Raw genomic sequence first — 25,021 nt, forward strand, 5'->3', positions numbered from 1 at the left:
AAGATAGGGCCCCGAAGGCCGTTCTCCAACCGCGAAATGAGAACGAAACGATAACACATGGCAGGGCTGCGCGAAATGCCGCAACCCCTGCCGCGCAGGCGACGGGGCTGCGGCATCTTATCCGGGCGGTCAGTAGCCGCCCATCCGTGACGGCCAGGCATGGCGCTGCCAGAAGCCACGGCGCTGCGGCGGCGCGTTGGTCGCGATAAACGCCCGCGACGGGCTCGCGGCCACCAGGTCGTGCAGCAGGTCGTTCAGACCCGTGTCGGCGCGGCCGGTGACCGGCAGGCCATGCTCCGCCTCGAAGACGCGGATGGCATGCGCCAGCCGCGGCCCTGGCAGCCCGTCGATCTGCCCGGGTTCGTAGCCCAGATGTTGCAGCAGGATCTGGATTTCGTAGACGCCCTCGCGATCGGCCTCCATGGCCTGTGCTGGCGCCACCGTCGCGATCAGCCCCGCGACGACGCAGAATGTCGGAAAACGCATGATACCCCCTACTTCGGGAACCGGTCCCGATGGGGCCATCCTAACAGAAAATGCCCCCGACCGGGCCGGTCGGGGGCATTCGTGATCCTGCGCTGCGGCAAGGATCAGTAGTGCAGCGCCCGCCCATAGGCGTCGAGAACGCTCTCATGCATCATCTCGGACAGCGTCGGATGCGGGAATACCGTCTCCATCAGCTCCTTCTCGGTGGTCTCGAGGGTGCGGCCGACGATGTAGCCCTGGATCAGCTCGGTCACCTCGGCGCCAACCATGTGGGCGCCCAAAAGTTCGCCGGTCTTGGCGTCGAACACGGTCTTGACCATGCCCTCGGCCTCGCCCAGCGCGATCGCCTTGCCGTTGCCGATGAAGGGGAAACGGCCGACCTTCACGTCAAAGCCCAGCTCCTTGGCCTTGGCCTCGGAGTAGCCGACCGAGGCCACCTGCGGCTGGCAGTAGGTGCAGCCCGCGATGCTTTCGGGTTGCACCGGGTGCGGATGCTCGCCGGCGATCAGCTCGGCCACCATGACGCCTTCATGCGAGGCCTTGTGCGCGAGCCAGGGCGCGCCGGCGATGTCGCCGATGGCATAGAGCCCCTCGACGCCGGTGCGGCAATATTCATCGGTGATGACATGGGTGCGGTCGATCTTGACGCCCAGCTCTTCGAGCCCGAGCCCCTCGGTGTTGCCGACGATGCCGACGGCCGAGATCACCGTGTCGAACTCCTGCGTCTCGACCTTGCCCTTGCTCTCGATATGGGCCGTGACCTTGCTCTGCCCGCGATCGAGCTTCTTGACCACGGCCTTTTCCATGATCTTCATGCCCTGCTTCACGAACTGCTTCTTGGCGAAGGCCGAGATCTCGGCGTCCTCGACCGGCAGGATCCGGTCCATCACCTCGACGACGGTCGTCGCCGAACCCAGCGTGTTGTAGAAGCTCGCGAACTCGATCCCGATCGCGCCCGAGCCGATGACCAGCAGCTTCTTGGGCATGCGCGGCGGCACCAGCGCGTGGCGGTAGGACCAGACCAGATCGCCATCGGCTTCGAGCCCCGGCAGGTTGCGGGCGCGCGCGCCGGTGGCCAGAACGATGTTCTTGGCGGTCAGCTCCTCGCTGCCCTTCTCGGTCTTGACCGTGACCTTGCCCTTGGCGGGGATGGTGGCTTCGCCCATCACCACCTCGATCTTGTTCTTCTTCATCAGGTGGCCGATGCCCGAGGAGAGCTGCTTGGCCACGCCGCGAGAGCGTTTGACCACCGCATCGAGATCGTAGCCGATGCTCTCGGCCTTGAGCCCGAACTCCTTGGCGCGGTGCATCAGGTGGAACACCTCGGAGGAGCGCAGCATCGCCTTGGTCGGGATGCAGCCCCAGTTCAGGCAGATGCCGCCCAAGTTCTCGCGCTCGACGATCACGACCTTCTTGCCCAGCTGGGCGGCGCGGATCGCGGCGACATAGCCGCCGGGGCCGGCCCCGATCACGATCACGTCGAAGTTCCTGGCGGCCATCGGTGTTCCTCCTCGGCGGTCCCGCAAAAAATTGGTTTGACGCTAAACTACTTTCCGCCGGGCTTCCAGACGGCCGGTTGCATGGCAGGTCTGCAAGCGATGCCGCCGGGTCAGGAGGCGGATTTCAGCCGTTCGACCACGGCGCCGTAACCGCCCTGATCCAGCCATTCCCTCTCGGCCTCGGTGGTCTGGCGGCCCAGCGCGTCGTTGCGGAACGGGAATCGCCCAAATTCCCGGATCACCTCGCGATGGGCGCGGGCGTGCAGCAGATTGTCCTCGGCATCGGGCATCCGCTCGCAGAACAGCCGCACGGCGCGATCCTGATCGACGAGATTCTCGGAATGCATCAGCGGCAGGTAGAAGAACTGCCGCCCCGGCGGCACGATCTCGCGGTCCCAGGCATTGTCGATCGCCAGCTTGGCGACCGAGCGGGCCTGCTCGTCGAGCTGGAAGGCGCGGGCGTCGTCGCGCCAGATGTTGCGCGCGAACTGGTCGGTGACGATGATATAGGCCAACGCGCCGTTCGGCTCGGTGAGCCAGTGGCCCAGAGCGCCCTCGGCGGCCTTGTCCCACATGGCGCCGAACCGGTCGCGGATCGTGGCATCGAGATCGTCATCGGCGATGTACCACTGCTTCGGCTCGACCTCCTCGAGCCAGAAGGCGAGCACCTTCTCGGCCTCGCTCGGCGCCTCGGCCTGGGCGGTGACGGGGGTGGCGGTCATGGCGGTCCTCCTGATCGGTGGTTCCCCCAAACCTGCCCCAACCCCGCCACGGGTCAAGCGCGAAGGCGCGATATGGCGCGAATTGGCCCCGATCCGGCCGCCCGCCGCTCAGGCGGCGTCGTCGCGGGCCTCCTCCTGCTGCTCGATCTCGTGCTCGATATAGACCTCCTGCGCGACCTCGGCGGCCACCGCCGTGGCGGTGGCGGCGATCGGCGCGTAGCTGACCGTGTCGCCGACCTCGACGCCGCGATCCGGGCGCCGCAGCATGCGCCAGCCCGCATAGCTCGCGAGTCCCAGCATCAGCACCGCGATGAAGGCCCAGAAGCCATGCGCGCCGACATTGTCGAGCATCCAACCCACCACGATCGGGCCGGCGATGGCGCCGACGCCGTTGATCAGCAGCAGCCCGCCCGAGGCCGCCGCCATGTCCTCTCGGTCGAGGTAGTCGTTGGCATAGGCGATGAGCAGCGCGTAGAGCGGGTTCGAGGTGCCGCCCACCAGCGCCGCCGAGACGAGGATCAGCCCGACATGACCGGGCAGCAGGAACGACACCAGCGCCCCGGCCCCGCCCACCGCCGACAGGCCGAGGATCAGCCAGCGCCGGTCGATCCGGTCCGACAGCCAGCCGATCGGGAACTGCAGCACCAGCGCGCCGACATAGGTGATCGAGACCAGGAGCGAGATCTGCGCCACCGACAGGCCGGCCCGGGCGCCATAGACCGCCGACATGCCGAACTGCGCCGCGAAGACGCCGCCCAGGAGGAACATCCCCATGCAGGCCAGCGGCGAGGCGTCGATCAGCCGCCGCAGTGGCAGCGGTTTGGTGGTGTTGAACACCGGCGCCGGGCTCACCGACAGGAGGATCGGCGCGAAGGCCATCGACACCAGAACCGAGGGGATGATGAACAGGATGAAGCCCGACACGTCGCCCAGCGTCACGAGATACTGCGCCATGACGATGCCGGCCATCTGCACGATCATGTAGAGCGACAGCGCCTTGCCGCGATGCTCGTTGCTGGCGGCATCGTTGAGCCAGCTCTCGGCGGTGATGTAGACGCCGCAAAAGCAGAAGCCGATGGCGACGCGGCCCAGCGTCCAGGCCCATGGCTCGGCCAGCGCCGGGTAGAGGATCAGCACCGCCGAGATGGTCGAGCCCAGCGCCGCGAAGACCCGCACGTGACCGACCCGGCGGATCATCATCGGCGCGTAGCGCGAGGCGAAAAGGAAGCCCGCGAAATAGGCCGACATGATCACCGACATCTCGAGCGTCGAGAAGCCCTCTACCTCGCCGCGCAGGCCCAGGAGCGTGCCCTGAAGCCCGTTGCCGATCATCAGCATGAACATGCCGAGCAGAAGCGCCCAGGAGCTCCCGAGAACCTGAATCATGGCCTGTCCCTTTCTGCCGGCTAAGGCTCGGCTAACCCGGTGCTAGCAGCCGAGTCTTTCAGCAATACGACGGTTCGTCGGTCGAAAACGAAGCGGCTTCAGCGCCCGTTGCGTGGCAACAGCAGCGAGGCGTCGCCATAGGAGAAGAAGCGGTAGCGATTCGCGATGGCGTGATCGTAGATCCGGCGGATCTCCTCCACCCCCATCAAGGCCGAGACCAGCATCATCAGCGTCGATTTCGGCAGGTGGAAATTGGTCATCAACCCATGCGCGACGCGGAATTCGAAGCCCGGGGTGATGAAGATGTCGGTCTCGCCCGACCACGGCGCGATCTGGCCGCCCCGCGCGGCGCTCTCGATCAGCCGCAGCGCGGTGGTGCCGACCGGGATGACCCGCCCGCCCGTGGCGCGGGTGGCGGCGATCTCGGCGGCGGCCTTCTCGCTCACCTCGCCCCATTCGGCGTGCATCTTGTGGTCGCGGATGTCGTCGACCTTCACCGGCAGGAAGGTTCCCGCCCCGACATGCAGCGTCACATGGGTGAAGCTGACGCCGCGCGCGGCCAGCGCCGCCATCAGCGGCTCGTCGAAATGCAGCGAGGCGGTGGGGGCGGCAACCGCGCCGGGCCGCGCCGCCCAGACGGTCTGGTAATCCTCGCGGTCGCTCTCGTCGGCGGCGCGCTTGGCGGCAATGTAGGGCGGCAGCGGCATCGCGCCGACCTCGGCGATGGCGGCGTCGAAATCATCGCCCTCGAGATCGAAACGCAGCACCGCCTGATCGGCCTCGCGGCCCACCAACTCGGCCGAGAGTCGCTCCGAGAACACCACGACCTCGCCCTCGCGCAGCTTCCGAAGCGGCTTGACCAGCGCGCTCCAGCAGCCGTCAGCGCGGGGACCGAGCAGCGTCACCTCGATCCGCGCCGTGCCCTCGCCGGCGGCGCCGGGGCGGGTCCGGGTGCCGCTCAGACGCGCCGGGATCACCTTGGTGTCGTTAAGCACGAGCCGGTCGCCCGGCCGCAGGATCTGCACCAGATCGGTCACCACCCGGTCGGCGATCTCCCGGCCTTGGGCCAGCAGCAGCCGCGCCGACGAGCGCGGCTTGGCGGGCCGGGTGGCGATCAGCTCGTCGGGCAGGTCGAAATCGAAATCCGAGAGCTTCATCGGCGTCCTCAGGTCAGGTCGGTGGCGGCCTCCGGAACAGTTCGCGGAACAGGCCGGGGGTGAGCGCGGAGAGCGGGTTGACCGAGACCTGCGGGTCCTCGGGCGTGCCGCCCAGCGTGTAGTTGAAGCCGATCAGCCCCTCGCCGGGGCGGGTCAGGAACGATCCCAGCGAATTGACGAGGTAGAAGGGCGAGACGACGCCTCGGAAGGCCATGCGTCTGGAAGCGAGGCTGTATCTCCCGTCGAGGGAAATGCCAAGACCCGGCCCGGTGGCGCTCGATTGCGTGATCTCGAGCATGTCAGGGCTCAGCCGGAAATCGGCCAGGATCCGGTCGAAGGCGAGCCCCTTGCCGTCCAGCTGCTGCAGCAGTCCCACCACCGAGATCGCGTCGAGAAGCTGCGCCATGGCGGGCGCGTCGCGCACCCGCAGCCCGGCCACGTCGAGATCGCCGGTGTAATGGCCGGGTCGCCCGTCGGGCAGCAGCGTCAGGTCGAGCGCGCCACCGGTGGCGGTGCCGTAGAGCCCGGCCGAGCGCAGCACCGCCCCCGCATCCGGCCCGGTGATGCGCACCGCCGTACCGCCATCATCGGGCACCACCAGCCCCGAGACCGGCGCGCCGCCATTGACCCGCGCATCGAAGCGACCCGAAAAGCCGCCCACGGTCGAGAACCGGCCCCGCAGCGCGGTGAGCGCCACCGCGTCGGTGACGCGCAGCCGGTCGAGCGCGAGGCTGATCGGCCCGCCCGCCCCGCCGCCGCCCTTGCCGAAACCGGCGCGCCGCAGATCGACCGCGCCGCCCGTGATCTCGAGCCCCACCGTCTCGCCCGGGCCGCGCCCGACCAGATCGGCGCTGACGTCGAGCCAGTCCGACAGGCGCACCCGCTCGAAGCTGGCGCGCTCCAGCCCGCCGCCGGGACGCAGCCGCAGATCGCCGCGCGCCGAGAGGCCGCCCGCGTCGAGCGCGATCCGGTCGATCCGCGGCGTCTCGCCCAGCCGCCCCGCGATCTCCAGCTGCCCGGTGGTGCCGGGCGCCACCGACCAGCCCAGTGCCGGGATCGACAGGCCGAGCCCCCTGAGATCCGTCGAGAGCGTGACCCGCGGCGGCGCGCCCCGCGCCAGCCGCATCGCGACCTCGCCGCGGCCGCGACCGGACAGGGTGCCCTCGGGCAGCGCGATGCCGAAGGTGTCGAGAAAGCGCTGCGACAGCTCGACCGTCCCGTCGAGCCGCGCCGTCCCACCGGATGCGCCGAGCGGCTGGCGAAAGGCCACATCGGCCGGCAGACCGTCGATCGTCACCGGCCCTTCGACCTCGAGCGCCTCGGGCCCGGCCCTGAGCGCGAGGTGCTCGGCAGCGACGCGGCGCTCCGGCACGATCGCCGTGCTCGACACCTCGTCGAGCGTGCCGCTCACGGACCAGGCCACCTCCACCGGTGCGACCGGCCCGCCCAGCGGCAGGGCGACGCGGGCGCTGGCCCGGCCCCGCCCCTCGATCAGATCCACCGGCTTTCCCGCCTTCTGCAGGAACCGGAAAGGCGGCTGGTCGATCAAGGACAGCATCGCCGTGACCGTGCCCGCGGCCTCGATGCCGATCTCGGCGCCGGGGCGCGGCCCGCCCAGCCGGGGAATCGTGAAGCTGGTGCCCGAGAGGTCGACGCGGCCGCCCTGCGGCGCCTCGGCCACGCCCTCGGTCAGGCTGACGGAAAAGGTGCCGTCGCCGATGCTGGCATAGCCCGCCCCGCCGGTGATCGGCGGCAGCCCGTCGAGCGGGCGGATCGTGGCGCCTTCGAAACCATGGCTGAGCGCGATCTCGAGGTCCTGCCCCGGCGACCGGCGCAGCGCCGCCGTCACGTCGCGCAGCGTGGCGGCGGGTATGTGGTTGGCGATCCAGTCGCGGGTCCCCGGCTTGAAGCCCTCGGGCCAGTAGGCGAGCAGGCGCTCGCGCGAGAGCGCCGCAGCCTGGACATCGAGCGCGGCGCGCCAGCCTTCGGGGGTCGAGCCGATCGCGCCGCTGCCGCCGATCCGGGCACCGCTGGCGGCATCGGTGGCACCGAATCCGCCGATCTCGAGCTCGAAGGGATCGGGGTGCAGCCGCAGGTCCGACCAGACCTCGCGCAGTGCCACCGCGTCCGGCAGCCCGGCCCCCGCCGCGAGCGCCACCTCGTCGAAGCGCATCTGCGCCACCAGCGCGCCGGGCCAGCCCGCCTTCACCTCGCGCAGCCAGGCCTGCCCCTGCCCCTCGACGCGGCCCAGCTCGCCCATGGCGGAGATGCGCTCGAACGCGATTCGGTCCTCTGCCGGGTCGAACCGCAGCGCCAGCTCGGCGCGCTCGAAGCGCAGCGGCTCGGCGCCCTCGCCCGGCGCCAGCGCGCCGGCGCCGATCCGCAGCGCCGCGCTGAACGGCCCCGGCGTGCCATCGATGCCGATCCGGCCCCGCAGCCGCGCCGAAAGCGGCGCGTCGAGCACCGACAAAAAGGACAGCGCCGGATGCTGCGTGGCGAGATCGCGGCTGGCCGCTCCCTCGATGTTCATCCGGATCTCGGCATCCCGCGCGCCGCCGGCACGGTCGTAGCCGAGGGCGAGATCGGTGACCTCGCCGCCATCGGCGCGCAGCGTCATCTGCCCGGCGAGCCGCATCCCGGCGCGCAGATCAAGCGCGATCCGCCCGTCCTCGGCGGTCCAGTCGCGCCCCGCGCGCGCATCGGAATAATTGACCGCCAGCCGCCGCGCCTCGATCCGCTCCAGAGCATCGAGCGCGGGCCGGTCCAACACCGCGTCGATGCGCGACAACAGCCCGGCCAGCCCGCTCGTATCCGGCTGCGGCGCGGGGACGGATCGCGGCGCGGCGCGCTCGAACCGCACTTCGACCCGGCCGGTGGTGTCGCGCCTGAGCCCGATCTCGGCCTCGGTCAGGATCACCTCCTGCGCCAGCACGGAGCGCTCGAAGAGCAGGCCGCGCGGGCTCAGGAGCGCTTCGATCCGGGGCACCCGCGCCAGCACCGCGCCTTCGGCATCGTGCAGCACCGTGTCGCGCAGCGCCACGCGCGGATGCAGGTCGGTGCCGAGCGTCAGGGCGATCGCGCCGAAATCGATGCGCCCCCCGGCCAGCATGCTGTCCGCCTGCGCCTCGATCCGCTCGGTGATCCAGCTCGGCGCCGTGATCGTCTGCCCGATCAGCAACAGCCCCAGGCCGAGAGCCAGCGCCACGGGGAGCGTCACCAGCGTCAGCCCGAGCCCGAGACCGAGGCGCAGGCCTTCCGCCAGCTTCAGCCCGCGCGCCCGGCGCCGCGACGGGCGCGCGAGAGCCGTCGCCGCCACGGCCGGGCGGGCGCGCCGGTCGCGCGGGCTGATCGATCGGTGCTGCAAGTCGGGCCAAGACCCCTTGATTTCGTCGGCCCCAGCGTAGATCCCTTGCCCCCCGAGGGCCACCGCCGCCCGTTCACGACAGCGAGGATGCGCCATGAGCGACACGATGACGGCCACCCTGCCCGAGCCCGGCCAGAAAGCCCCCGATTTCATCTTGCCGCGCGACGGCGGCGAAGAGGTCCGGCTCTCGGCCCATCTCGGCGCGCCGGTGGTGCTCTATTTCTATCCGCGCGACGACACGTCGGGCTGCACCAAGCAGGCGCAGGGCTTCACCGAGCTGGGCGGCGATTTCGAACTGCTGGGCGCACGGGTGCTCGGCGTGTCCAAGGACAGCGTCGCCAAGCACGAGAGGTTCCGCGACAAGTACGGGCTGGGCGTGACGCTGCTGTCGGATGCCGAGGCCGATGTCTGCGAGCGCTACGGTGTCTGGGTCGAGAAGAAGATGTACGGCAAGACCTTCATGGGGATCGAGCGCACCACCTTCCTCATCGACGCCCAAGGCAGGATCGCCCGAATCTGGCGCAAGGTGAAGGTGGCGAGCCATGCCGAGGAGGTTCTCGACGCGGTGCGGGCGCTGTGAACCGGACGCTCACCGATCTGGCGGTCGAGGTGCTCTCGACCGCCGATGGCCGCCTCAAGACCGCACGCAGCCACGCCGCCGCCAAGGCCTGGCGCGACAGCCGCGCCGCTGGCGCGCCGCTGGAAATCGGCGATACCCCGCCCCCGGACCGGCCGGCCCGCCCGGACCGGCCCGAACTGCTGGCCCCGCGCGAAATGCCCAAGCGCCGTCCCGGCTCGGAACATGGCCGGATCGCGCTGATTCACGCGGTGGCGCATATCGAGCTGAACGCGGTGGACCTGCATTGGGACGCGGTCGCGCGCTTTGCCGCGACGCCGCTGCCTTTGGGCTATTTCGACGACTGGGTGCAGGCGGCGGACGAGGAATCGAAGCATTTCAACCTGCTGTGCGACCGGCTTGAGGCGCTGGGCAGCCATTACGGCGCCCTGCCCGCGCATGAGGGCATGTGGCGCGCCGCCGAGGACACCGCCGCCGACCTGATGGCGCGGCTCGCCGTGGTGCCGATGGTGCTCGAGGCGCGCGGTCTCGACGTGACGCCCGGCATGATCGAGATCTTCCGCAAGGCGGGCGACACCGACACCGTCGCGGCGCTCGAGGTGATCTATGCCGAGGAGGTGCACCACGTCTCCTACGGCTCGAAGTGGTTCCACTTCCTGTGCGGGCGGCACGATCTCGACCCCGCGCCGCTGTTTCGCGACCTCGTGCGGCGCCATTTCCACGGCGGGCTCAAGCCGCCATTCAACGAGGAGAAGCGCGCCGAGGCCGGGATCCCGCCCGATTTCTACTGGCCGCTTGCCGAGGAGACGGCCCGGCGAGAGGGCTGAAGACCGGCCCTTTCGTTGCTCGGGCGCCACAGTGTGACACTATAGTCCTTTCGGCGATATCTTGCCGTTTTTCGGCCTTCTCCGCGCCCGCGACCCGGGTGGCTGCCCAAAGATGTTGCGACAGGGGGGAGGCCCCGCTAACACCACGCACGCGGCACTCTCGAAAAAGAGAGGCTGTGACCGGGACAACACGGGGACGGACGGGTGCGCATCAAACTGGCACAGAAACTTCACGCGGCGCTGGAGCGCCGGTTTCCCGAACGGCGGCTGTTTCTGCGCTCGGACACCGAGACCCGGTTCATCAGGCTCCACCCCTCGACCCAGCTGATCGCCTGGACCGGCGCGACGCTGGTGGTCGGCTGGACCATCACCGCCACCGCGATTCTGCTGATGGATTCGATCGGCTCCGGCAATTTCCGCGCCCAGGCGCAACGCGACCAGATGATCTACGAGGATCGCCTGAACGTTCTCTCGGCCGAGCGCGACCTGCGCGCCGCCGAAGCCGCCGCCGCGCAGGAGCGGTTCTCGACCGCGCTGGCCCAGATCTCGACCATGCAGAGCGAGCTGCTGGCCTCCGAGGACAAGCGCCGCGAGATGGAGACCGGGCTCGAGGTGATGCAGGCCGCGCTGCGCCGCACCATGATCGAGCGCGAGACCGCGCGCGACGCCGCCGAGGAGTTGAAGCTGGCGCTGGCCGAGGGCGGCACCCTGCCCGGCGGCGCCGACGCGGCCTCGGTCGAGGGCACGCTCGACATCCTGTCCGGCGCGCTGGCCGAAACCGCCGAAGAGCGCGACCGCATCGCCGAGGATGCCGAGCTTGCCTTCGAACAGGCCAACGAGATGCAGCTCGAGCTGCGGCTGATGACCGAACGCAACGACGAGATCTTCCGCCAGCTCGAAGAGGCGATGACCGTTTCGGTCGAGCCGCTGGGCGAGATGTTCCGCGCGGCCGGCATGGACCCCGACGCGATGATCAGCAAGGTGCGCAAGGGCTATAGCGGCATCGGCGGCGGCGCGCTGACTCCGATCCAGTTCTCCACCATGGGGTCCCATGCGGGCCATGGCCACGACAATGCCGAGCGTGCCAACGCGCTGCTCGACAAGATGGACGAGATCAACCTCTACCGGATCGCCGCCTCCAAGGCGCCCTTCGCGGAGCCGGTGAAATCCTCCTATCGCTTTACCTCCGGCTTCGGCCAGCGCTGGGGCCGCCTGCATGCGGGCGCCGATTTCGCGGCGCCGATCGGCACCCCGGTCTACTCCACCGCCGACGGCGTGGTGGTCAGCGCCGGTTGGGCCTCGGGCTATGGCCGGCTGATCAAGATCCAGCACGAGTTCGGGATCGAGACCCGTTACGCCCACCTCAACAAGATCAGCGTGAAGGTCGGCCAAAGGGTATCGCGCGGCGAGCGGATTGGTGATATGGGCAACTCCGGACGATCGACCGGGCCCCACCTCCATTACGAGGTGCGCGTCGGTGGGACTCCCGTCAATCCCATGACCTACATACGAGCTGGAAAAGATGTTTTCTAAGAGCAAGATCAACGAGCCCGGACCCAGGACAGCCGAAGGGAACCCCCAGATGGACGCCACCACCAAGCCCGCGCAGCCGCAGGGATCGCAGGACTACCGTCCCGCCGCACCCAAGGCGAAGCCGCCGGCCTCGGTGCTCTCGGCCGACCTGCACATCAAGGGCAACGTCAAGACCACCGGCGACATCCAGGTCGAGGGCCAGATCGAGGGCGACATCCGCGCGCATCTGCTGACCGTCGGCGAAGGCGCCACCGTGCGCGGCGAGCTGGTCGCGGATGACGTGGTCATCAATGGCCGGATCGTCGGCCGGGTGCGCGGCCTCAAGGTTCGCCTCACCTCGACCGCCCGCGTCGAGGGCGACATCATCCACAAGACCATCGCGATCGAGAGCGGGGCGCATTTCGAGGGTTCGGTGCAGCGTCAGGAAGACCCGCTGAACACCACCGGCGCGCCCAAGCCGCTGCCGAAGCCGTCCGTGGCCGAAGGCGGCCACGACTGAGGCCGGTCGCGGGATCGACGGATCGGGGCGTCTCGGAAAACCGGGGCGCCCTTTTCGTATCCGGCTAGCCGTAGAGGAAATTCGCCGCGAAACGCGCCCGCAGCGGCGGCAGGGCGGTGATCAGCCGCACCGCCGCCAGCGTCGCTGGGCGGGCCAGCCGGCGCTTCGCGGTGACCACGCGGCGCATCCGCTCGGCCCCGGCGATGATCCGGCGATCCGCGGCGCGGCGGGCTTCGGAATAGCCGTCGATTCCGCCGTCGGCGAGCCGTTCGGCCAGATCGCAGGCATCGGCGATGCCCAGATTCATGCCGCGCCCGCCGGCGGGAGAATGCGAATGCGCGGCGTCTCCCGCGAGCAGCACCCGCCCCTCCCGGAACCGCTCCGCCAGTCGCAACGCCACCCGGAACTGGCCCCGGTCGTGCAGATGCGCGACCCGCACGCCGAAGGGCTCGGCCGCGAGCGCGTCCTCGGTGTTCGAGATCATCCGCACCCGCTCACCGCCCAGCGGCACGACGGCGGCCACCCGCCCCTCGGGCAACAGGGACAGCGCCACCCGGTCGCGATGCGGCCAGCCCGGCGCGTCGATATCGGCGATCGACCAGACATCCGGAAGACGGTGCCCGGGATAACCGATCCCCGCCGCCTCGCGCATGAGGCTGCGCGTGCCGTCGGCGCCGACGAGCCAGTCGCCGCGCTCCTCCTGACCATCCTTCAATGTGATACGGACGTCTCGGGCGTCCTGCGTCATCGCGACGATCTCGGCGCCGCGCAGCAGCGTGCCGCCGTGACGTGCCAATGCCGCGGCGAGGATCGCCTCGGTGCGATCCTGCGGCAGCCCGAACATGTAGCGACGGCCGAAACGCTCGGGCCGGGCCTCGGCGAAATCGAGGCTGGCCCAGACCCGGCCACCGCGATGAAGGATCAGGCCTCTATAGGTGACGCCCTCGGCCAGCAGCGCCTCGGTCACGCCGGAAGGCTCAAGACGATGCAGGCTTTCGGGATTGATTCCAACGGCGCGCGACAGGGGGGACGGCGCATCTCGCGCCTCGAAGACCGTCACCTCGATACCACGCCGGGCCAGTTCGACCCCGGCGGTCAGCCCGGTGGGTCCGGCGCCGCAGATCAGCACCCTCATCCTCAGCCCTCCCGCCCCAGTCTAGGAGCGCAGGGTTACGACGGGCAAGATGCGGGACAGGTGAGCGCGGGCCGAGAGGACGGGACCGGGGCTCCGCCCCGGACCCCGGCGTATTTCAGGAACAAAGTCGGGGTTGGGCTCAGTCGTCCGAGGTCGCCTCGGCGCGGCTCTTGCCGGAGACCTGACCAGCCAGGGTCGCGGCCATGAAGCCGTCGAGATCGCCGTCGAGCACGCCTTGGGTGTCCGAGGTCTCGTGGCCGGTGCGCAGGTCCTTCACCATCTGGTAGGGCTGCAGCACGTAGGAGCGGATCTGGTTGCCCCAGCCGGCATCGCCCTTGGCGTCGTGCTGTGCGTTGATCTCGGCGTTCCGGCGGTCGAGCTCCATCTGGTAGAGTCGCGATTTCAGCGCCTTCATCGCGATGTCGCGGTTCTGGTGCTGCGATTTTTCCGAGGAGGTCACGACGATGCCGGTCGGCAGGTGGGTGATCCGCACCGCAGAGTCGGTGGTGTTGACGTGCTGGCCGCCGGCGCCCGAGGAGCGGTAGGTATCGACCCGGATGTCGGAGGGGTTCACGTCGATCTCGATGTTGTCATCGACCACCGGATAGACCCAGACGCTCGCGAAGGAGGTTTCGCGGGTGCCCTTGCCGAAGGGCGAGATCCGCACGAGACGGTGCACGCCCGATTCCGATTTCAGCCAGCCATAGGCGTTGGGGCCGGAGATCTTGTAGGCGACCGACTTGATGCCGGCCTCGCCGCCAGCTTCCTCGGACTGCATCTCGACCTCGTAGCCGCGCTTCTCGGCCCAGCGCACATACATCCGCTGCAGCATCTGCGCCCAGTCGCAGGCCTCGGTGCCGCCGGCACCGGCATTGATCTCGAGGAAGGTGTCGTTGCCATCGGCCTCGCCGTCAAGCAGCGCCTCCAGCTCCTTGGCGCCGGCGGTCTGGCGCAGCGCCTTGAGCGTGGCCTCGGCCTCGGCCACGACCTCCTCGTCGCCCTCCATCTCGCCCAGCTCGATCAGCTCGACATTGTCCTTCAGCCCCTGGCTGATCTGGTCGTAGGTACCCATCTTGTCGAGCAGCGACTGGCGCTCGCGCATCAGCTTCTGCGCGGCGGCGGGATCGTCCCACAGCGTCGGGTCCTCGACCCGGGCGTCGAATTCCTCGAGCCGGTGCGCCGCCGTCTCGAGGCCCATGCGCTTGGCCAGCAGCCCGAGCGACTTCTCGATGGCGGCGATGTTGGCTTGCGTCTCTGCGCGCATGATCGGCTCCTCACTCGGCCTCGAAGGCTTTGAATTGTGCGGCGTGATAGCGCGCCCCGCGCGCCCCGGCAAGCGAGGCGCGCGAGAGCGTCGCTCAGTAGAGGCCGCCCGAGGACAGCGTGCCGAAGCTCGCCTTCGGGCCGACGGTGGCGGTGTTGCCGGTCGAGGTCTGGACCTTCTTGGCCGGCTTGTTGCCGCCCGCCTCCTCGTAGAGCGGCAGATCGCCCGACATCTTGAATCCGCCATCGAAAGTCACGCCGAACAGCGGCTCCTCGCCGATGCGGAAGCATTCGGAGATCACGTTATCGCCCGAGGCGCCGTCGGGCAGGCGCGCACCCGAGAAGCGGTCGATCTTGATGAACTGGCACTCGTCGGGGACCGGGAACTCGGTGCCGCCGAAGCGCTCGATCGCCTCCCTCATGAAGCTCTCGAACACCGGACCGCAGATGCCGCCGCCCGAGGCGCCCGAGCCGAGCGAGCGCGGGTTGTCGTAGCCGATGTAGCAACCCGCGACGATGTTCGACGAGAAGCCCACGAACCACACGTCCTTGGCATCGTTGGTGGTGCCGGTCTTGCCGGCGATCGGCACCGGGAGATTGATGCCGCGAGCGGTGCCGCGCTTGACCACCCCCTCCATCATCGAGGTGAGCTGGTAGGCGGTGACCGCGTTCATGATCCGCTCGCGGTTCGACTGGATCGTCGGCGCCTTGCCTGCGGGCAGGTTCGGGAGCGAGCAGTCGACGCAGTTGCGTTGATCGTGGCGGTAGAGCGTGTTGCCGTAGCGATCCTGCACCCGGTCGACCAGCGTCGGCTCGACCCGTTCGCCGCCATTGGCGAACATCGCATAGGCCGCGACCATCTTGAACAGCGTCGTCTCCTGCGCGCCCAACGCGTTCGACAGGTAGGGCCCGAGGTCGTCGTAGACACCGAACTTCTCGCCGTAATCGGCGACGGTATCCATGCTTACCTCCTGCGCAAGGCGGATCGTCATGATGTTGCGCGACTGCTCGATGCCGGTTCTCAGGGGCGTCGGCCCATAGAACTTGTTGGAGGCGTTCTGGGGTCGCCACATGCCCTGCGGCGTGTTGATCTCGATCGGGGCGTCGACGATGATCGTCGCCGGGGTGTAGCCGCTGTCGAGCGCCGCAGCGTAGACGAAGGGCTTGAAAGAGGAGCCGGGCTGGCGCATCGCTTGGGTGGCGCGGTTGAACACGCTGTCCTGGTAGGAGAAGCCGCCCTGCATCGCCAGCACCCGGCCGGTGTTGACGTCCATCGCCATGAAGGCACCCTGCACGCGCGGCGTCTGCCGCAGCGTCCAGCGGATGAAGCTGCCGTCATCGTCGGAGGTCATCCGGCGCACCAGCACCACGTCGCCGCGCTCGAAATTCTCGGCAAAGCTGCCGCGCATCCAGGAAATGTCGTCGCGCGGCACCACATGCGGCTCGGAACCGTTATCGGCCAGCCCCTCGATCCCAAGGCGCATCTCGCTCTCGCCGAGTTCCATCACCACGGCCGGGTACCACTGGCTTTCCAGCGTCACGTCGCGCGGCACGTCGACCTCGGAGAGCGCCTTGCGCCAGGCCAGCTCGTCGTCGAGCGTTTCGACCGGGATCGACTTGCCGGTGCCGCGCCAACGGCCCAGCCCGCGATCATACTGCTCGAGCGCGCGCTGCAGCGCATGCGCCGCCTCGACCTGCAACGGGCCGTCCAGCGTGGCGCGGATCGACAGACCGCCGCCGAAGAACTCGTCCTCGCCGAACTCGGCCGAGAGTTGGCGGCGCACCTCGTCGGTAAAGTAGTCGCGCGGCGGCAACGCGGCGCGGAAGCTCGCGATATCGCCGGACTGTACCGTGTCGAGCGTCAGGCCACGGCCCTCGCGATAGGTGGCCTCGTCGATATAGCCGTCTTCCCACATCCGGCGCAGCACGTAGTTGCGGCGGTTCACCGCGTCCTCGTATTGCCGCACCGGGTGCAGGTTGCCGGGGCGCTGCGCCAGCGCCGCGAGATAGGCGGCCTCGCCCGGCTCGAGCTGCGATAGCGGCTTGTTGAAATAGGTCTGCGCGGCGGCGGTGACGCCGTAGGAGTTCTGCCCGAGGAAGATCTCGTTGAGATAAAGCTCGAGGATCCGCTCCTTGTCCATCGCGCCCTCGATCCGCACCGCGAGGATCAGCTCCTTGATCTTGCGCTCGATGGTGCGCGAGCCGTCGAGCAGGAAGTTCTTCATCACCTGCTGGGTGATCGTGGAGGCACCGCGGATGTCCTCGCCCCGCGAGCGCACCGCCTCGACGCCGGCGGCGACGATGCCCTTCACGTCGAATCCGGAATGGACGTAGAAATTCTGGTCCTCGGCCGAAACGAAGGCATGCTTGACGAGATCCGGGATCTCCTCGGCCGGGGTGAAGAGCCGTCGTTCGGTGGCGAACTCGTCGAGGATGTTGCCTTCGCCGTCATAGACGCGGCTGATCGTCGGCGGCGTGTACTGGGCCAGCGTCTCGTAGCTGGGCAGATCGCGGCCATAGACGTAGAAGATCGCCCCGAGCGTCAGCGCCCCCATTGCGAGGCCGAGGGTCAGCATCGAGAAGATGCCGCCGAGGAAGGACATGATGAAGCGCAGCACGATTGTCTCCGGGAGGAATGAGGGGCTTATAGGCAAGCGCCCGCCCGGGGTCAAAAGCGCAGGGCTTGAAATCGGCAGCAAAACGCCCGAAAGCGGGGTCACGCTTTGGCGAGGGGATTGCGCTCTCGACAGCTGGCACCCAAAAGGGCGTACATGATGGCAACCGACACAACCCCTTCCCGCCGCGCCACGCCGGACGACGTGATCGCGACCTATGACGCCGTCGGCCCCGAATGGGCCAAGGCGCGCGACCGACGCCTGATCGAACGGCGCTGGGTCGACAGGATGCTGGCCGCGGCGCCGCGCAATGGCGGCCGCCGCCGCGTGCTCGATCTCGGCTGCGGCTCGGGCGCGCCGATCGCGCAATACGTCGCCGATCGCGGCGCCGAGGTCACCGGCGTCGACGCCTCGCGGGTGATGCTGGGCCTGTTCCAGAAAAACCTGCCGCGCGCCCGCGCCTTCCACCACGACATGCGCGGGCTGCGCCTGTCCGAGAAGTTCGACGCGATTCTCGCTTGGGACAGCTTCTTCCACCTGGCGGGACCCGATCAGCAATCGATGTTCCCGACCTTCGCCGAGCACGCGGCGCCCGGCTGCGCGCTGATGTTCACCTCCGGCCCCTCGGCCGGCACGGCGATCGGCGACGTGGCGGGCAAGCCGATCTTCCATGAGAGCCTGAGCCCCAAGACCTACAAGGGCCTTCTGGAGATGCACGGTTTCAAGCCGCTGGCCTTCATCCCCGAAGACCCCGATTGCGGCATGCACTCGGTCTGGCTGGCCCGTTTCGACGGTCTGCCGCGCGAGGAAGGCCCGAAGCCCGCCAACAAGGGCTGAGGCTCGGCCTCGGCACGGTATCACGGCCCGCGCGTCACCGCGCGGGCCGTTTGCGATTCAGCGCCGCCGCAGCGGCGCGCGTGCGGCCTCCTCGGCCGCCCAGTTGCGCAGCCCCGCGACGAGCCCCGCGACGATCCGGGCGCGCGAGGCCGGATCGACGAGTCGGGCCCGATCCCCGGCATTCGACAGGAACCCCACCTCGACCAGAACCGAGGGGAAATCGGCGGCGTTGAGCACCGCCAGCGGCGCGCTGCGGAGGGGCCGCGAATTGAGATGCGCGCCCGCCGCTCCGAGCGAAGCCACCAGCGCCTGTGCCAGCCGCTCGCTCTGCGGCGCGGTGTCGATCCGGGCCAGATCCATCAGCGCCGTGGCGACCCGGTCGTCCTGACGGCTGAGATCGAGCCCGGCCAACAGGTCGCCGCGCTGGTGCCGCTCGACCATGCGCCCCGATGCCGTGTCCTGCGCCTCGTCCGAGAGCGTGTAGACCGAGCCGCCCGAAGCCTCGTCTTCCTCCAGCGCGTCCGCATGCAGCGACAGCAGCAAATCGGCCCCCGCCGCCCGGGCGATGGTCATCCGCTCGGACAGCGGCACGAAGGCGTCGGCGTCGCGGGTCAGCACCGCGCGCATGTTGCCGGAACGGTTGATCGCCTCGGCCGCCTCGCGCGCCAGCTGCAGCATCAGGTCGGCCTCGACGAGCCCTTCGCGCATGGCGCCCGGATCGACGCCGCCATGGCCCGCATCCACCGCCACCACCAGCGGCCCCGCCTCCGCCGCCCGCGGCGGGGCCAGCGTCTCTCCGGCCGGGTCGGCGGGGCGCGCGCGTTCCGCGAAGGCCTCGGCGCTCACCGGCCCCAGCGCGATGCGCAGCCGCGCCGCGCCCGAGGGCTGTGCCCGCATCTCGGCGCTCTCGACCGCGAGTGGCTCGGCCAGGTCGAGCACGAGGCGCGACCAGCCGGGCCGCCCGCGCCCGAGCCGCAGCGCGCTGGCGCGCGTCCCCGACAGCAGCGCCGCCGGATCGGCCCCGGTCCAGTCGACCTCGGCGAAATCGAGCACGAGCCGCCGTGGCTCGTCGAGCGTGAAGACCCGCCAAGGCACCGTCTGGCTCAACGCCAGCTCCAGCTCCAGCCCCCGGCGCGTATCCGCGACATGGCTCTCGGCGGCATCGAGCCGGGCCAGCCCCGAGAACTCCTGCGCCGAGAGCGGCCCTGCCAGCAGCAGCGCGAGGCCGATCCCCTTCATCTTTCCCCAAATACGCATACCCGGCCTGCCCCGGGCACCGCGGCGGGGCCTCATGCGGCGCCCGCCTCCGCATGACCGCGCGCCGCCATGAAGCGGGCGAGCCGCGACAGCCCCTCCTCGATATCGGCGGTGGAGCGGGCATAGGAGAAGCGGATCCAGCGATGCCCGTCCGCCGGGTCGAAATCGAGGCCCGGCGTCACCGCGACGCCCGCCTCGTCGAGGATCTCGGCGGCGAAGGCGCGGCTGTCATCGGTGAAGGCCGAGACGTCGGCATAGACGTAGAACGCCCCGTCGGGGGGCGCGAAGCGGGTGAAGCCCGCCTTCGGCAGCCGCTCCAGCATCAGCGCGCGGTTGGCGGCATAGACGGCGGCATTGGCTTCCAGCTCATCGGTCGCGTCCATGGCGTGCAGCGCCAGCCGCTGCGAGGCGTGCGAGGTGCAGATGAACATGTTCTGGGCGATGCGCTCGATGCCGCGCACATGCTCGGGCGGCACGATCAGCCAGCCGACGCGCCAGCCGGTCATCGAGAAGTATTTCGAGAACGAGCCGATCACATGGATCTCGTCGGTCACCTCCAGTGCCGAGGTGCCGCGCCCGCCGATCCCGTGATAGATCTCGTCCGAGATCAGCGCGGCGCCGCGCGCGTCGCAGGCCTGCGCCAGAGCCCCGAGCCCGTCGCGGTCGAGCATGGTGCCGGCCGGGTTCGAGGGCGAGGCCAGCACCAGCCCGTCGAGCGCGTGGCGCTCGATATCCTCGGGCACCGGCTGCATCCGGTTGGCGAGCCGGGTCGGCATATCCACCGGCACCATGTCGAGCGCCTTGAGAATCTGGCGGTAGGAGGGGTAGCAGGGCGCGCCCAGCCCCACCCGGGCGCCGGTGTCGAAGAGCTGCGTGAAGCTCAGCAGGAACGCACCCGAGGCGCCGGAGGTCACCACGACCCGGGCCGGGTCGAGATCGACCCCGTACCATTCGCCGTAGTGCCGGGCGATGCGGGCGCGCAGTTCCGGCAGGCCCAGCGCCACGGTATAGCCCATCGGCCCCGCCGCCATCTCGCGCGTCAGCTTCTCGACCGCTTCGCGCGGCGCGCCGGTACCGGGCTGGCCCACCTCCATGTGGATGATGTGCCGCCCCGCCGCCTCGGCCTGCCGTGCCGCCTCCATCACGTCCATCACGATGAAGGGATCGACCTCTCCGCGCCTTGAGTTCCGCATGCCCTGCTCCCTAAGGTTTGGCCGGGTTGTGCCAACGCGGCCCCCCTGCCGTCAATGGCCCGCGCCTTCCCGCGCGGGAACTTGGCAGGGGGACGATGATGTGATCTGCACGGCTCGACACGAGGAAAGGACATTCCAATGCTGCGCTCGCTCATCCGCGCCCTGCCCGTCACGCTGGCGCTCGCCGGCCCCGCCGCCGCGCTCGATCTCGAGGCGATGACCGATGCCGAGCGCGATGCCTTCGGCGACCAGGTGCGCGCCTACCTGCTGGAGAACCCCGAAGTGCTGATGGAGGCGATCGCCGTGCTCGACCAGCGTCAGGCCGAAGCCGCGGCGCAAGGCGACAGCGCGATGATCGCGAGCCATGCCGAGGCGCTGTTCGAGAACGAGGGCGACTGGGTCGGCGGCAACCCGGACGGCGACATCACGCTCGTCGAGTTCATGGATTACAAATGCGGCTATTGCCGCCGCGCCTTTCCCGAGGTCGAGGAGCTGGTCGAAAGCGACGGCAACATCCGTTACATTCTCAAGGAGTTCCCGATCCTCGGCGAGCAGTCCCTGATGGCATCGCAATTCGCGCTGGCGATGCGCGAGCTCGAGGGCGACGAGGCCTACAAGCAAGCGCACAACGCGCTGATGACCATGCGCGCCGACGTCTCCGAAGACTCGCTCGAAGCGCTGGCCGAGAGCTTGGATGCCGATTTCGAGGCGGTTCAGGCGGAGATGGACAGCCCCCGCGTCGCCGGGATCATCGCCGAGAACCACCGGCTGGCCCAGGCGATGCAGGTCAGCGGCACGCCGAGCTTCGTGATGGGCGACCAGATGCTGCGCGGCTACGTGCCGCTAGCGCAGATGCAGGAAATGGTCGCGGCCCAGCGGGCGGAGTGAGCCGATGCTGCCACCTCGCCTTGGGCGTCTGGAATAGCCCGCGCCGGATCAGCACCCGCTTTCCGGCCATATCTCGTCGGTTCGGACACTTGATTGTCCGAGCCGACTGGTGAGTGGCACCGACAGATGATGAATGGCAGCACGCGCCCCACAATAGCCGCGCGTGCAGGCGGTCGAGGTAGAGGAGTTCACCACGATTTCCGATCCGACCTGCCGTATCGTCAGCTCGCAATCCTCCATCCATGCCGTCCAGCCATTGCCGCTCTTTTGGCCGATCGCATTGTCCATGCCGCAGGAGTGGCCGTTTCCGGCCGTCAGGTGAAAGCCGAACTCCAGCTGCTCGCCCCGCTGCTCGATCCAAAGCTTCAAATAGTCCGGCACGCAGTAGACGCCGGAAAGATCGCGCTGCATCGGTGCGCTTCCGTCGAAGTCGCGCAGTCCCATCAGCCAGTATTCCATCGATGTCGCGAGGCAGTCTGGCTGATTGCCGCACTCGTCCCGGCGCCCCAGCCAACGTAGCTGGTCGGCCTTGAGGGCGTCGGCCTGCGGCGACGTGGCGACCCGCCGGGCGGCGCTGTAGGCAGCAGCGATGTCGCGATCCAAGGCGGCCAGCCGCTCGGAGCCACAGATCGCGTGTTCCGTGGGCGTGCCCGCGCGGGCGCAGTCGAAGCTGGGCTGGGCCTGGACGAACGTCGCAAGCGAGGGGAGACAGAACAGGAGAGAGACGAGGCGCCACATGACCGAGACCTCCACTGGCAAAGGAACACCGCCATCGGGCGGTATTCCGCAGCCTATCACAGTGGCGCATATCGGTCGCGCGGAAGGTCGGGGCGTCTCCTGCGATCCGCCCCAACCGGTCCGTCAGCGCGCGATGTAGGCGACGCGGCGGGTGTCGGGCTCGACCACGACCTGCTGGCCGTTGATATTGGCATAGGTCAGCATGCTGTCGGGGATCGGCGTCAGCACCACGGTTTCGGGCAGACCCGCGCCAAGCACCACCTCGCCGTCGAGATAGATCGGATCGACCGGGTTGTCGTTGAGATAGGTGATCGCGCCGTCGGTGATCTCGAGGCTGGCGCCTTCGGCTGAGGGATCGGCGGCGATCACCGCCCCGTTCAGCGTCACCGTGCCGTCCGGCAGCGTCGGATCGTAGGTGACCGTGGTGATACCTGCCGCATCGGCGTTCTCGTAGATCACGACCGGCGTCGTTTCGACGATCGCGGTGAGATAGCCGCCCGACGCCCAGCCGGTCGCGCCGTCATGCGTGACCTCGCACCAAGTCGCGGGGTCGAGGCAGCCCGCCACCTCGACCGGTTCGCCCTTGGGGATCATGCCGACCACCTCATAGGCGGGACCGGCCCCGGCGCGAATGTTGAGGTCGACCGTCGCGTTGGCGGTGGCCTGTGCGAAGGCGGGAAGTGCGAGTGCGGTGAACGCGCCCGCGGCGGCGAGTGTGGGTATCATGCGGATCATGGGTGGTCTCCGGATTGCGGGGCCGACATGGCCCGCGCCTGTTGCCGGTGAAACGCCGGCGCGCGGCAGTTCGATCCCTCATGTCGCGCATGCCGGGAGATATGTGGCCGATCCGCCATGCCCGCCATTTCGCACGAAAAAGGGCGGCCCGAAGGCCGCCCTTTCGAAAGCTCACCGGTCCGGATCAGCGGACGATGTAGACGATCCGGCGCTCTTCCGGCTCGACCAGAACCGGGGTGCCGTTAACATAGAGGTAGCTGTACTCGGCCTCGGGGATCGGGTTCAGCTCGACCTCCTCCGGGATGCCGGCACCGACCACCACTTCACCCTGAAGGATCACCGGCTCGACCGGGTTCTCGCGGACATAGGTCACCACTTGGGAATCGGGGTTCAGCGCGTCACCCGCCGCGGCGCCGATGATGCCGGCGCCGATCACCGCAGCCGGGCCACCGATCAGGGCCGCCGCGGCACCCGCCGCCGTGGCCGCGCCCGCGATCGCCGCGGGGCCGTCATTGGCCTCGTTGTCATAGGTCACGGTTTCGATCTCGAGCTCGGTGCGGTTCTCGTAGAGCACGACAGGCTCGGGGGCCTCGGCCATCTGCACGGTGAGGTAGTCGCCATAGGCCCAGCCGGTGGTGCCGTCGAGCGTCACCTGGCACCAGTTGGCGGTTTCGAGGCAGCCCTCGACCATGACCTCGCCCTCGGCGGGGATCACGTCGACGATTTCCATCTCCGGACCGGGGCCCGCGCGCAGGTTCAGCTCGGTCACCGCGGTGGCGGTGGTGCCGCTCGTCGCGGTTTCGGCGTTGGCAGTGGTTTCCGTCGTCGCCGTGGCCTCGGCCTCGACGCCCACATTCGCGCCGGCTTCGGTATTGGTGTCGACCGTGACGCTGGTCTGGGCAAATGCCGGCATCGCGGCCACGAGCGCGGCGGCAGTCGTCATCAGAAGCGATTGCTTGGTCATGTCTCGTTCTCTTCCATTGCATCAATCGCGCCACCCGCTGTGGCGCTGCTGGGAAAGAAACGATTTCGGGCCTTTCGGGGTCCGTGCAGTTTGCCAATACCGCCTACAAAACATGCAATTTTCCGCCGACGCATCGGCGGGAACATACCGCTCCCGCCGGACCTCGCGTCAAGCTATTCGGCGGCTTTGGCGGCGGCTTTGTCGCGGGCCTCGATCTCGGCGGCCTTCGCCTCGACCTGCTCGACGATGTGGTCGATCATCTGGTCGTTCGACATGCGGTGGCTCTGCTTGCCGGCAAGATAGACCATGCCGTTGCCGGCGCCGCCGCCGGTGAAACCGACATCGGTCATCAGCGCCTCGCCCGGCCCGTTGACCACGCAGCCGATGATCGAGAGCGACATCGGCGTCTTCACATGTTCAAGCCGCTTTTCCAGCGTCTCGACCGTCTTGATGACGTCGAAGCCCTGCCGCGCGCAGGAAGGGCAGGAGATGATGTTGACGCCGCGATGGCGCAGGCCGAGGGATTTCAGGATCTCGAAGCCGACCTTCACCTCCTCGACCGGATCGGCCGAGAGGCTGACGCGGATCGTGTCGCCGATCCCCATCCACAGCAGGTTGCCCATGCCGATGGCGGATTTGATGGTGCCCGACATCAGGCCGCCCGCCTCGGTGATGCCAAGGTGGATCGGCGCGTCGGTGGCATCGGCCAACTGCTGGTAGGCGGCGGCGGCGAGGAACACGTCCGAGGCCTTCACCGAGATCTTGAACTCGTGGAAGTCGTGATCCTGAAGCAGCTTGATGTGGTCGAGCCCGCTTTCGACCATGGCAGCGGGACAGGGCTCGGCGTATTTTTCGAGCAGGTGCCGCTCCAGCGAGCCCGCATTGACGCCGATCCGGATCGAACAGCCGTGATCCTTGGCGGCGCGCACCACCTCGGCCACCCGCTTGGCGTCACCGATATTGCCGGGATTGATCCGCAGGCAGGCCGCGCCCGCCTCCGCTGCCTCGATGGCGCGCTTGTAATGGAAATGGATGTCCGCGACGATCGGCACCGGGCTTTCGCGGGTGATCTCGCGCAGGGCGCGGGTGCTGTCCTCGTCAGGCGTCGAGACCCGCACGATGTCGGCCCCGACATCGGCGGCGCGGATGATCTGGTCGAGCGTCGCCTTCACGTCGCTCGTGTCGGTGTTGGTCATCGTCTGGACCGAGATCGGCGCATCGCCCCCGACGGGAACGCGCCCCACCATGATCTGGCGCGACTTTCGGCGCTGGATCTCGCGCCAGGGCCGGACGGCGTGAAGGGACATGGGAAACCTCTCGCGGATCAGGGCCGCGAGGCGCGTGAC

General features: G+C 69.0%; 21 protein-coding genes. 6 read left to right on the forward strand and 15 right to left on the reverse strand.

What is annotated here, in order from left to right; translation table 11 throughout:
• Nucleotides 1–129 precede the first annotated feature (129 nt).
• The 6 genes from ACRAQ3_RS10405 to ACRAQ3_RS10430 all read right to left on the reverse strand — a co-directional run bounded on the left by ACRAQ3_RS10405 (nt 130) and on the right by ACRAQ3_RS10430 (nt 8,566).
• The gene (locus ACRAQ3_RS10405) at nt 130–486 is read right to left on the reverse strand and encodes a peptidoglycan-binding domain-containing protein (protein ID WP_432254572.1); all 357 of its coding nucleotides are present in this window, start codon (nt 484–486) and stop codon (nt 130–132) included.
• Nucleotides 487–590: 104 nt separating this feature from the next.
• On the reverse strand, nt 591–1,985 hold the full coding sequence (gene lpdA, locus ACRAQ3_RS10410; protein ID WP_432254573.1) for a dihydrolipoyl dehydrogenase: 1,395 nt from the start codon (nt 1,983–1,985) through the stop codon (nt 591–593).
• Nucleotides 1,986–2,095: 110 nt separating this feature from the next.
• Entirely contained in the window at nt 2,096–2,707 is a 612-nt protein-coding gene (locus ACRAQ3_RS10415; RefSeq protein ID WP_432254574.1) for a DUF924 family protein, read from the reverse strand.
• Nucleotides 2,708–2,815: 108 nt separating this feature from the next.
• Nucleotides 2,816–4,093, reverse strand: coding sequence for an MFS transporter (locus ACRAQ3_RS10420; RefSeq protein ID WP_269395970.1), 1,278 nt, complete (start codon nt 4,091–4,093; stop codon nt 2,816–2,818).
• A gap of 98 nt (nt 4,094–4,191) precedes the next feature.
• Nucleotides 4,192–5,250 carry a tRNA preQ1(34) S-adenosylmethionine ribosyltransferase-isomerase QueA gene (gene queA / locus ACRAQ3_RS10425; RefSeq protein ID WP_432254575.1) on the reverse strand — a complete coding sequence of 353 codons (1,059 nt, stop codon included), beginning with the start codon at nt 5,248–5,250 and terminating at the stop codon, nt 4,192–4,194.
• 13 nt (nt 5,251–5,263) lie between these two features.
• A complete protein-coding gene (locus ACRAQ3_RS10430) occupies nt 5,264–8,566 on the reverse strand; it encodes an AsmA-like C-terminal region-containing protein (RefSeq protein WP_432254576.1) in 3,303 nt (1,100 codons plus the stop codon).
• A 142-nt stretch (nt 8,567–8,708) separates the two neighbouring features.
• Between ACRAQ3_RS10430 and bcp the strand changes: the two genes are divergently transcribed.
• From bcp to ACRAQ3_RS10450, 4 genes are all read left to right on the forward strand, one after another.
• Nucleotides 8,709–9,194, forward strand: a complete 486-nt coding sequence (gene bcp / locus ACRAQ3_RS10435) for a thioredoxin-dependent thiol peroxidase (protein WP_432254577.1) — start codon at nt 8,709–8,711, stop codon at nt 9,192–9,194.
• On the forward strand, nt 9,191–10,018 hold the full coding sequence (locus ACRAQ3_RS10440) for a ferritin-like domain-containing protein (RefSeq protein WP_432254578.1): 828 nt from the start codon (nt 9,191–9,193) through the stop codon (nt 10,016–10,018). The genes bcp and ACRAQ3_RS10440 overlap by 4 nt, the downstream gene beginning before the upstream one ends.
• Nucleotides 10,019–10,222: 204 nt before the next feature.
• Nucleotides 10,223–11,551: a DUF5930 domain-containing protein gene (locus ACRAQ3_RS10445; RefSeq protein ID WP_269395975.1), complete on the forward strand. Its 1,329-nt coding sequence runs from the start codon at nt 10,223–10,225 to the stop codon at nt 11,549–11,551.
• Complete coding sequence (locus ACRAQ3_RS10450; protein WP_085895720.1) at nt 11,541–12,050, forward strand: bactofilin family protein; 510 nt, start codon at nt 11,541–11,543, stop codon at nt 12,048–12,050. Before ACRAQ3_RS10445 ends, ACRAQ3_RS10450 begins: the two co-directional genes overlap by 11 nt.
• Before the next feature lie 64 nt (nt 12,051–12,114).
• Here the strand turns inward: ACRAQ3_RS10450 and ACRAQ3_RS10455 are convergent, their stop codons facing one another.
• The 3 genes from ACRAQ3_RS10455 to ACRAQ3_RS10465 all read right to left on the reverse strand — a co-directional run bounded on the left by ACRAQ3_RS10455 (nt 12,115) and on the right by ACRAQ3_RS10465 (nt 17,066).
• Nucleotides 12,115–13,185: an FAD-dependent oxidoreductase gene (locus ACRAQ3_RS10455; RefSeq protein WP_432254579.1), complete on the reverse strand. Its 1,071-nt coding sequence runs from the start codon at nt 13,183–13,185 to the stop codon at nt 12,115–12,117.
• Nucleotides 13,186–13,324: 139 nt separating this feature from the next.
• Nucleotides 13,325–14,449: a peptide chain release factor 2 gene (gene prfB, locus ACRAQ3_RS10460; RefSeq protein ID WP_432254580.1), complete on the reverse strand. Its 1,125-nt coding sequence runs from the start codon at nt 14,447–14,449 to the stop codon at nt 13,325–13,327.
• A 94-nt stretch (nt 14,450–14,543) separates the two neighbouring features.
• A complete protein-coding gene (locus ACRAQ3_RS10465; RefSeq protein ID WP_432254581.1) occupies nt 14,544–17,066 on the reverse strand; it encodes a penicillin-binding protein 1A in 2,523 nt (840 codons plus the stop codon).
• A 156-nt stretch (nt 17,067–17,222) separates the two neighbouring features.
• On the opposite strand from ACRAQ3_RS10465, the gene ACRAQ3_RS10470 reads away from it, so the two are divergent.
• On the forward strand, nt 17,223–17,900 hold the full coding sequence (locus ACRAQ3_RS10470) for a class I SAM-dependent methyltransferase (protein ID WP_269395979.1): 678 nt from the start codon (nt 17,223–17,225) through the stop codon (nt 17,898–17,900).
• 57 nt (nt 17,901–17,957) lie between these two features.
• On the opposite strand, the gene ACRAQ3_RS10475 is transcribed toward ACRAQ3_RS10470, so the two are convergent.
• A complete protein-coding gene (locus tag ACRAQ3_RS10475) occupies nt 17,958–19,157 on the reverse strand; it encodes an N-acetylmuramoyl-L-alanine amidase (RefSeq protein WP_432254582.1) in 1,200 nt (399 codons plus the stop codon).
• Nucleotides 19,158–19,189: 32 nt separating this feature from the next.
• Nucleotides 19,190–20,350, reverse strand: coding sequence for a pyridoxal phosphate-dependent aminotransferase (locus ACRAQ3_RS10480; protein WP_432254583.1), 1,161 nt, complete (start codon nt 20,348–20,350; stop codon nt 19,190–19,192).
• Nucleotides 20,351–20,488: 138 nt separating this feature from the next.
• Here ACRAQ3_RS10480 and ACRAQ3_RS10485 point away from each other — a divergent pair, with 138 nt between their 5' ends.
• Nucleotides 20,489–21,238, forward strand: a complete 750-nt coding sequence (locus ACRAQ3_RS10485; protein WP_432254584.1) for a DsbA family protein — start codon at nt 20,489–20,491, stop codon at nt 21,236–21,238.
• A 48-nt stretch (nt 21,239–21,286) separates the two neighbouring features.
• Here the strand turns inward: ACRAQ3_RS10485 and ACRAQ3_RS10490 are convergent, their stop codons facing one another.
• The 4 genes from ACRAQ3_RS10490 to ispG form a co-directional block, all read right to left on the reverse strand.
• Nucleotides 21,287–21,976, reverse strand: coding sequence for a lysozyme inhibitor LprI family protein (locus tag ACRAQ3_RS10490; RefSeq protein WP_432254585.1), 690 nt, complete (start codon nt 21,974–21,976; stop codon nt 21,287–21,289).
• 123 nt (nt 21,977–22,099) lie between these two features.
• Nucleotides 22,100–22,711, reverse strand: coding sequence for an SH3 domain-containing protein (locus ACRAQ3_RS10495; protein WP_432254586.1), 612 nt, complete (start codon nt 22,709–22,711; stop codon nt 22,100–22,102).
• 184 nt (nt 22,712–22,895) lie between these two features.
• Nucleotides 22,896–23,675 carry a DUF1236 domain-containing protein gene (locus ACRAQ3_RS10500; RefSeq protein WP_432254587.1) on the reverse strand — a complete coding sequence of 260 codons (780 nt, stop codon included), beginning with the start codon at nt 23,673–23,675 and terminating at the stop codon, nt 22,896–22,898.
• 173 nt (nt 23,676–23,848) lie between these two features.
• On the reverse strand, nt 23,849–24,982 hold the full coding sequence (ispG, locus tag ACRAQ3_RS10505) for a flavodoxin-dependent (E)-4-hydroxy-3-methylbut-2-enyl-diphosphate synthase (RefSeq protein WP_432254588.1): 1,134 nt from the start codon (nt 24,980–24,982) through the stop codon (nt 23,849–23,851).
• Nucleotides 24,983–25,021 lie beyond the last annotated feature (39 nt).

The organism is Limimaricola sp. AA108-03 (genome assembly GCF_050847355.1).
Classification (GTDB): domain Bacteria; phylum Pseudomonadota; class Alphaproteobacteria; order Rhodobacterales; family Rhodobacteraceae; genus Limimaricola.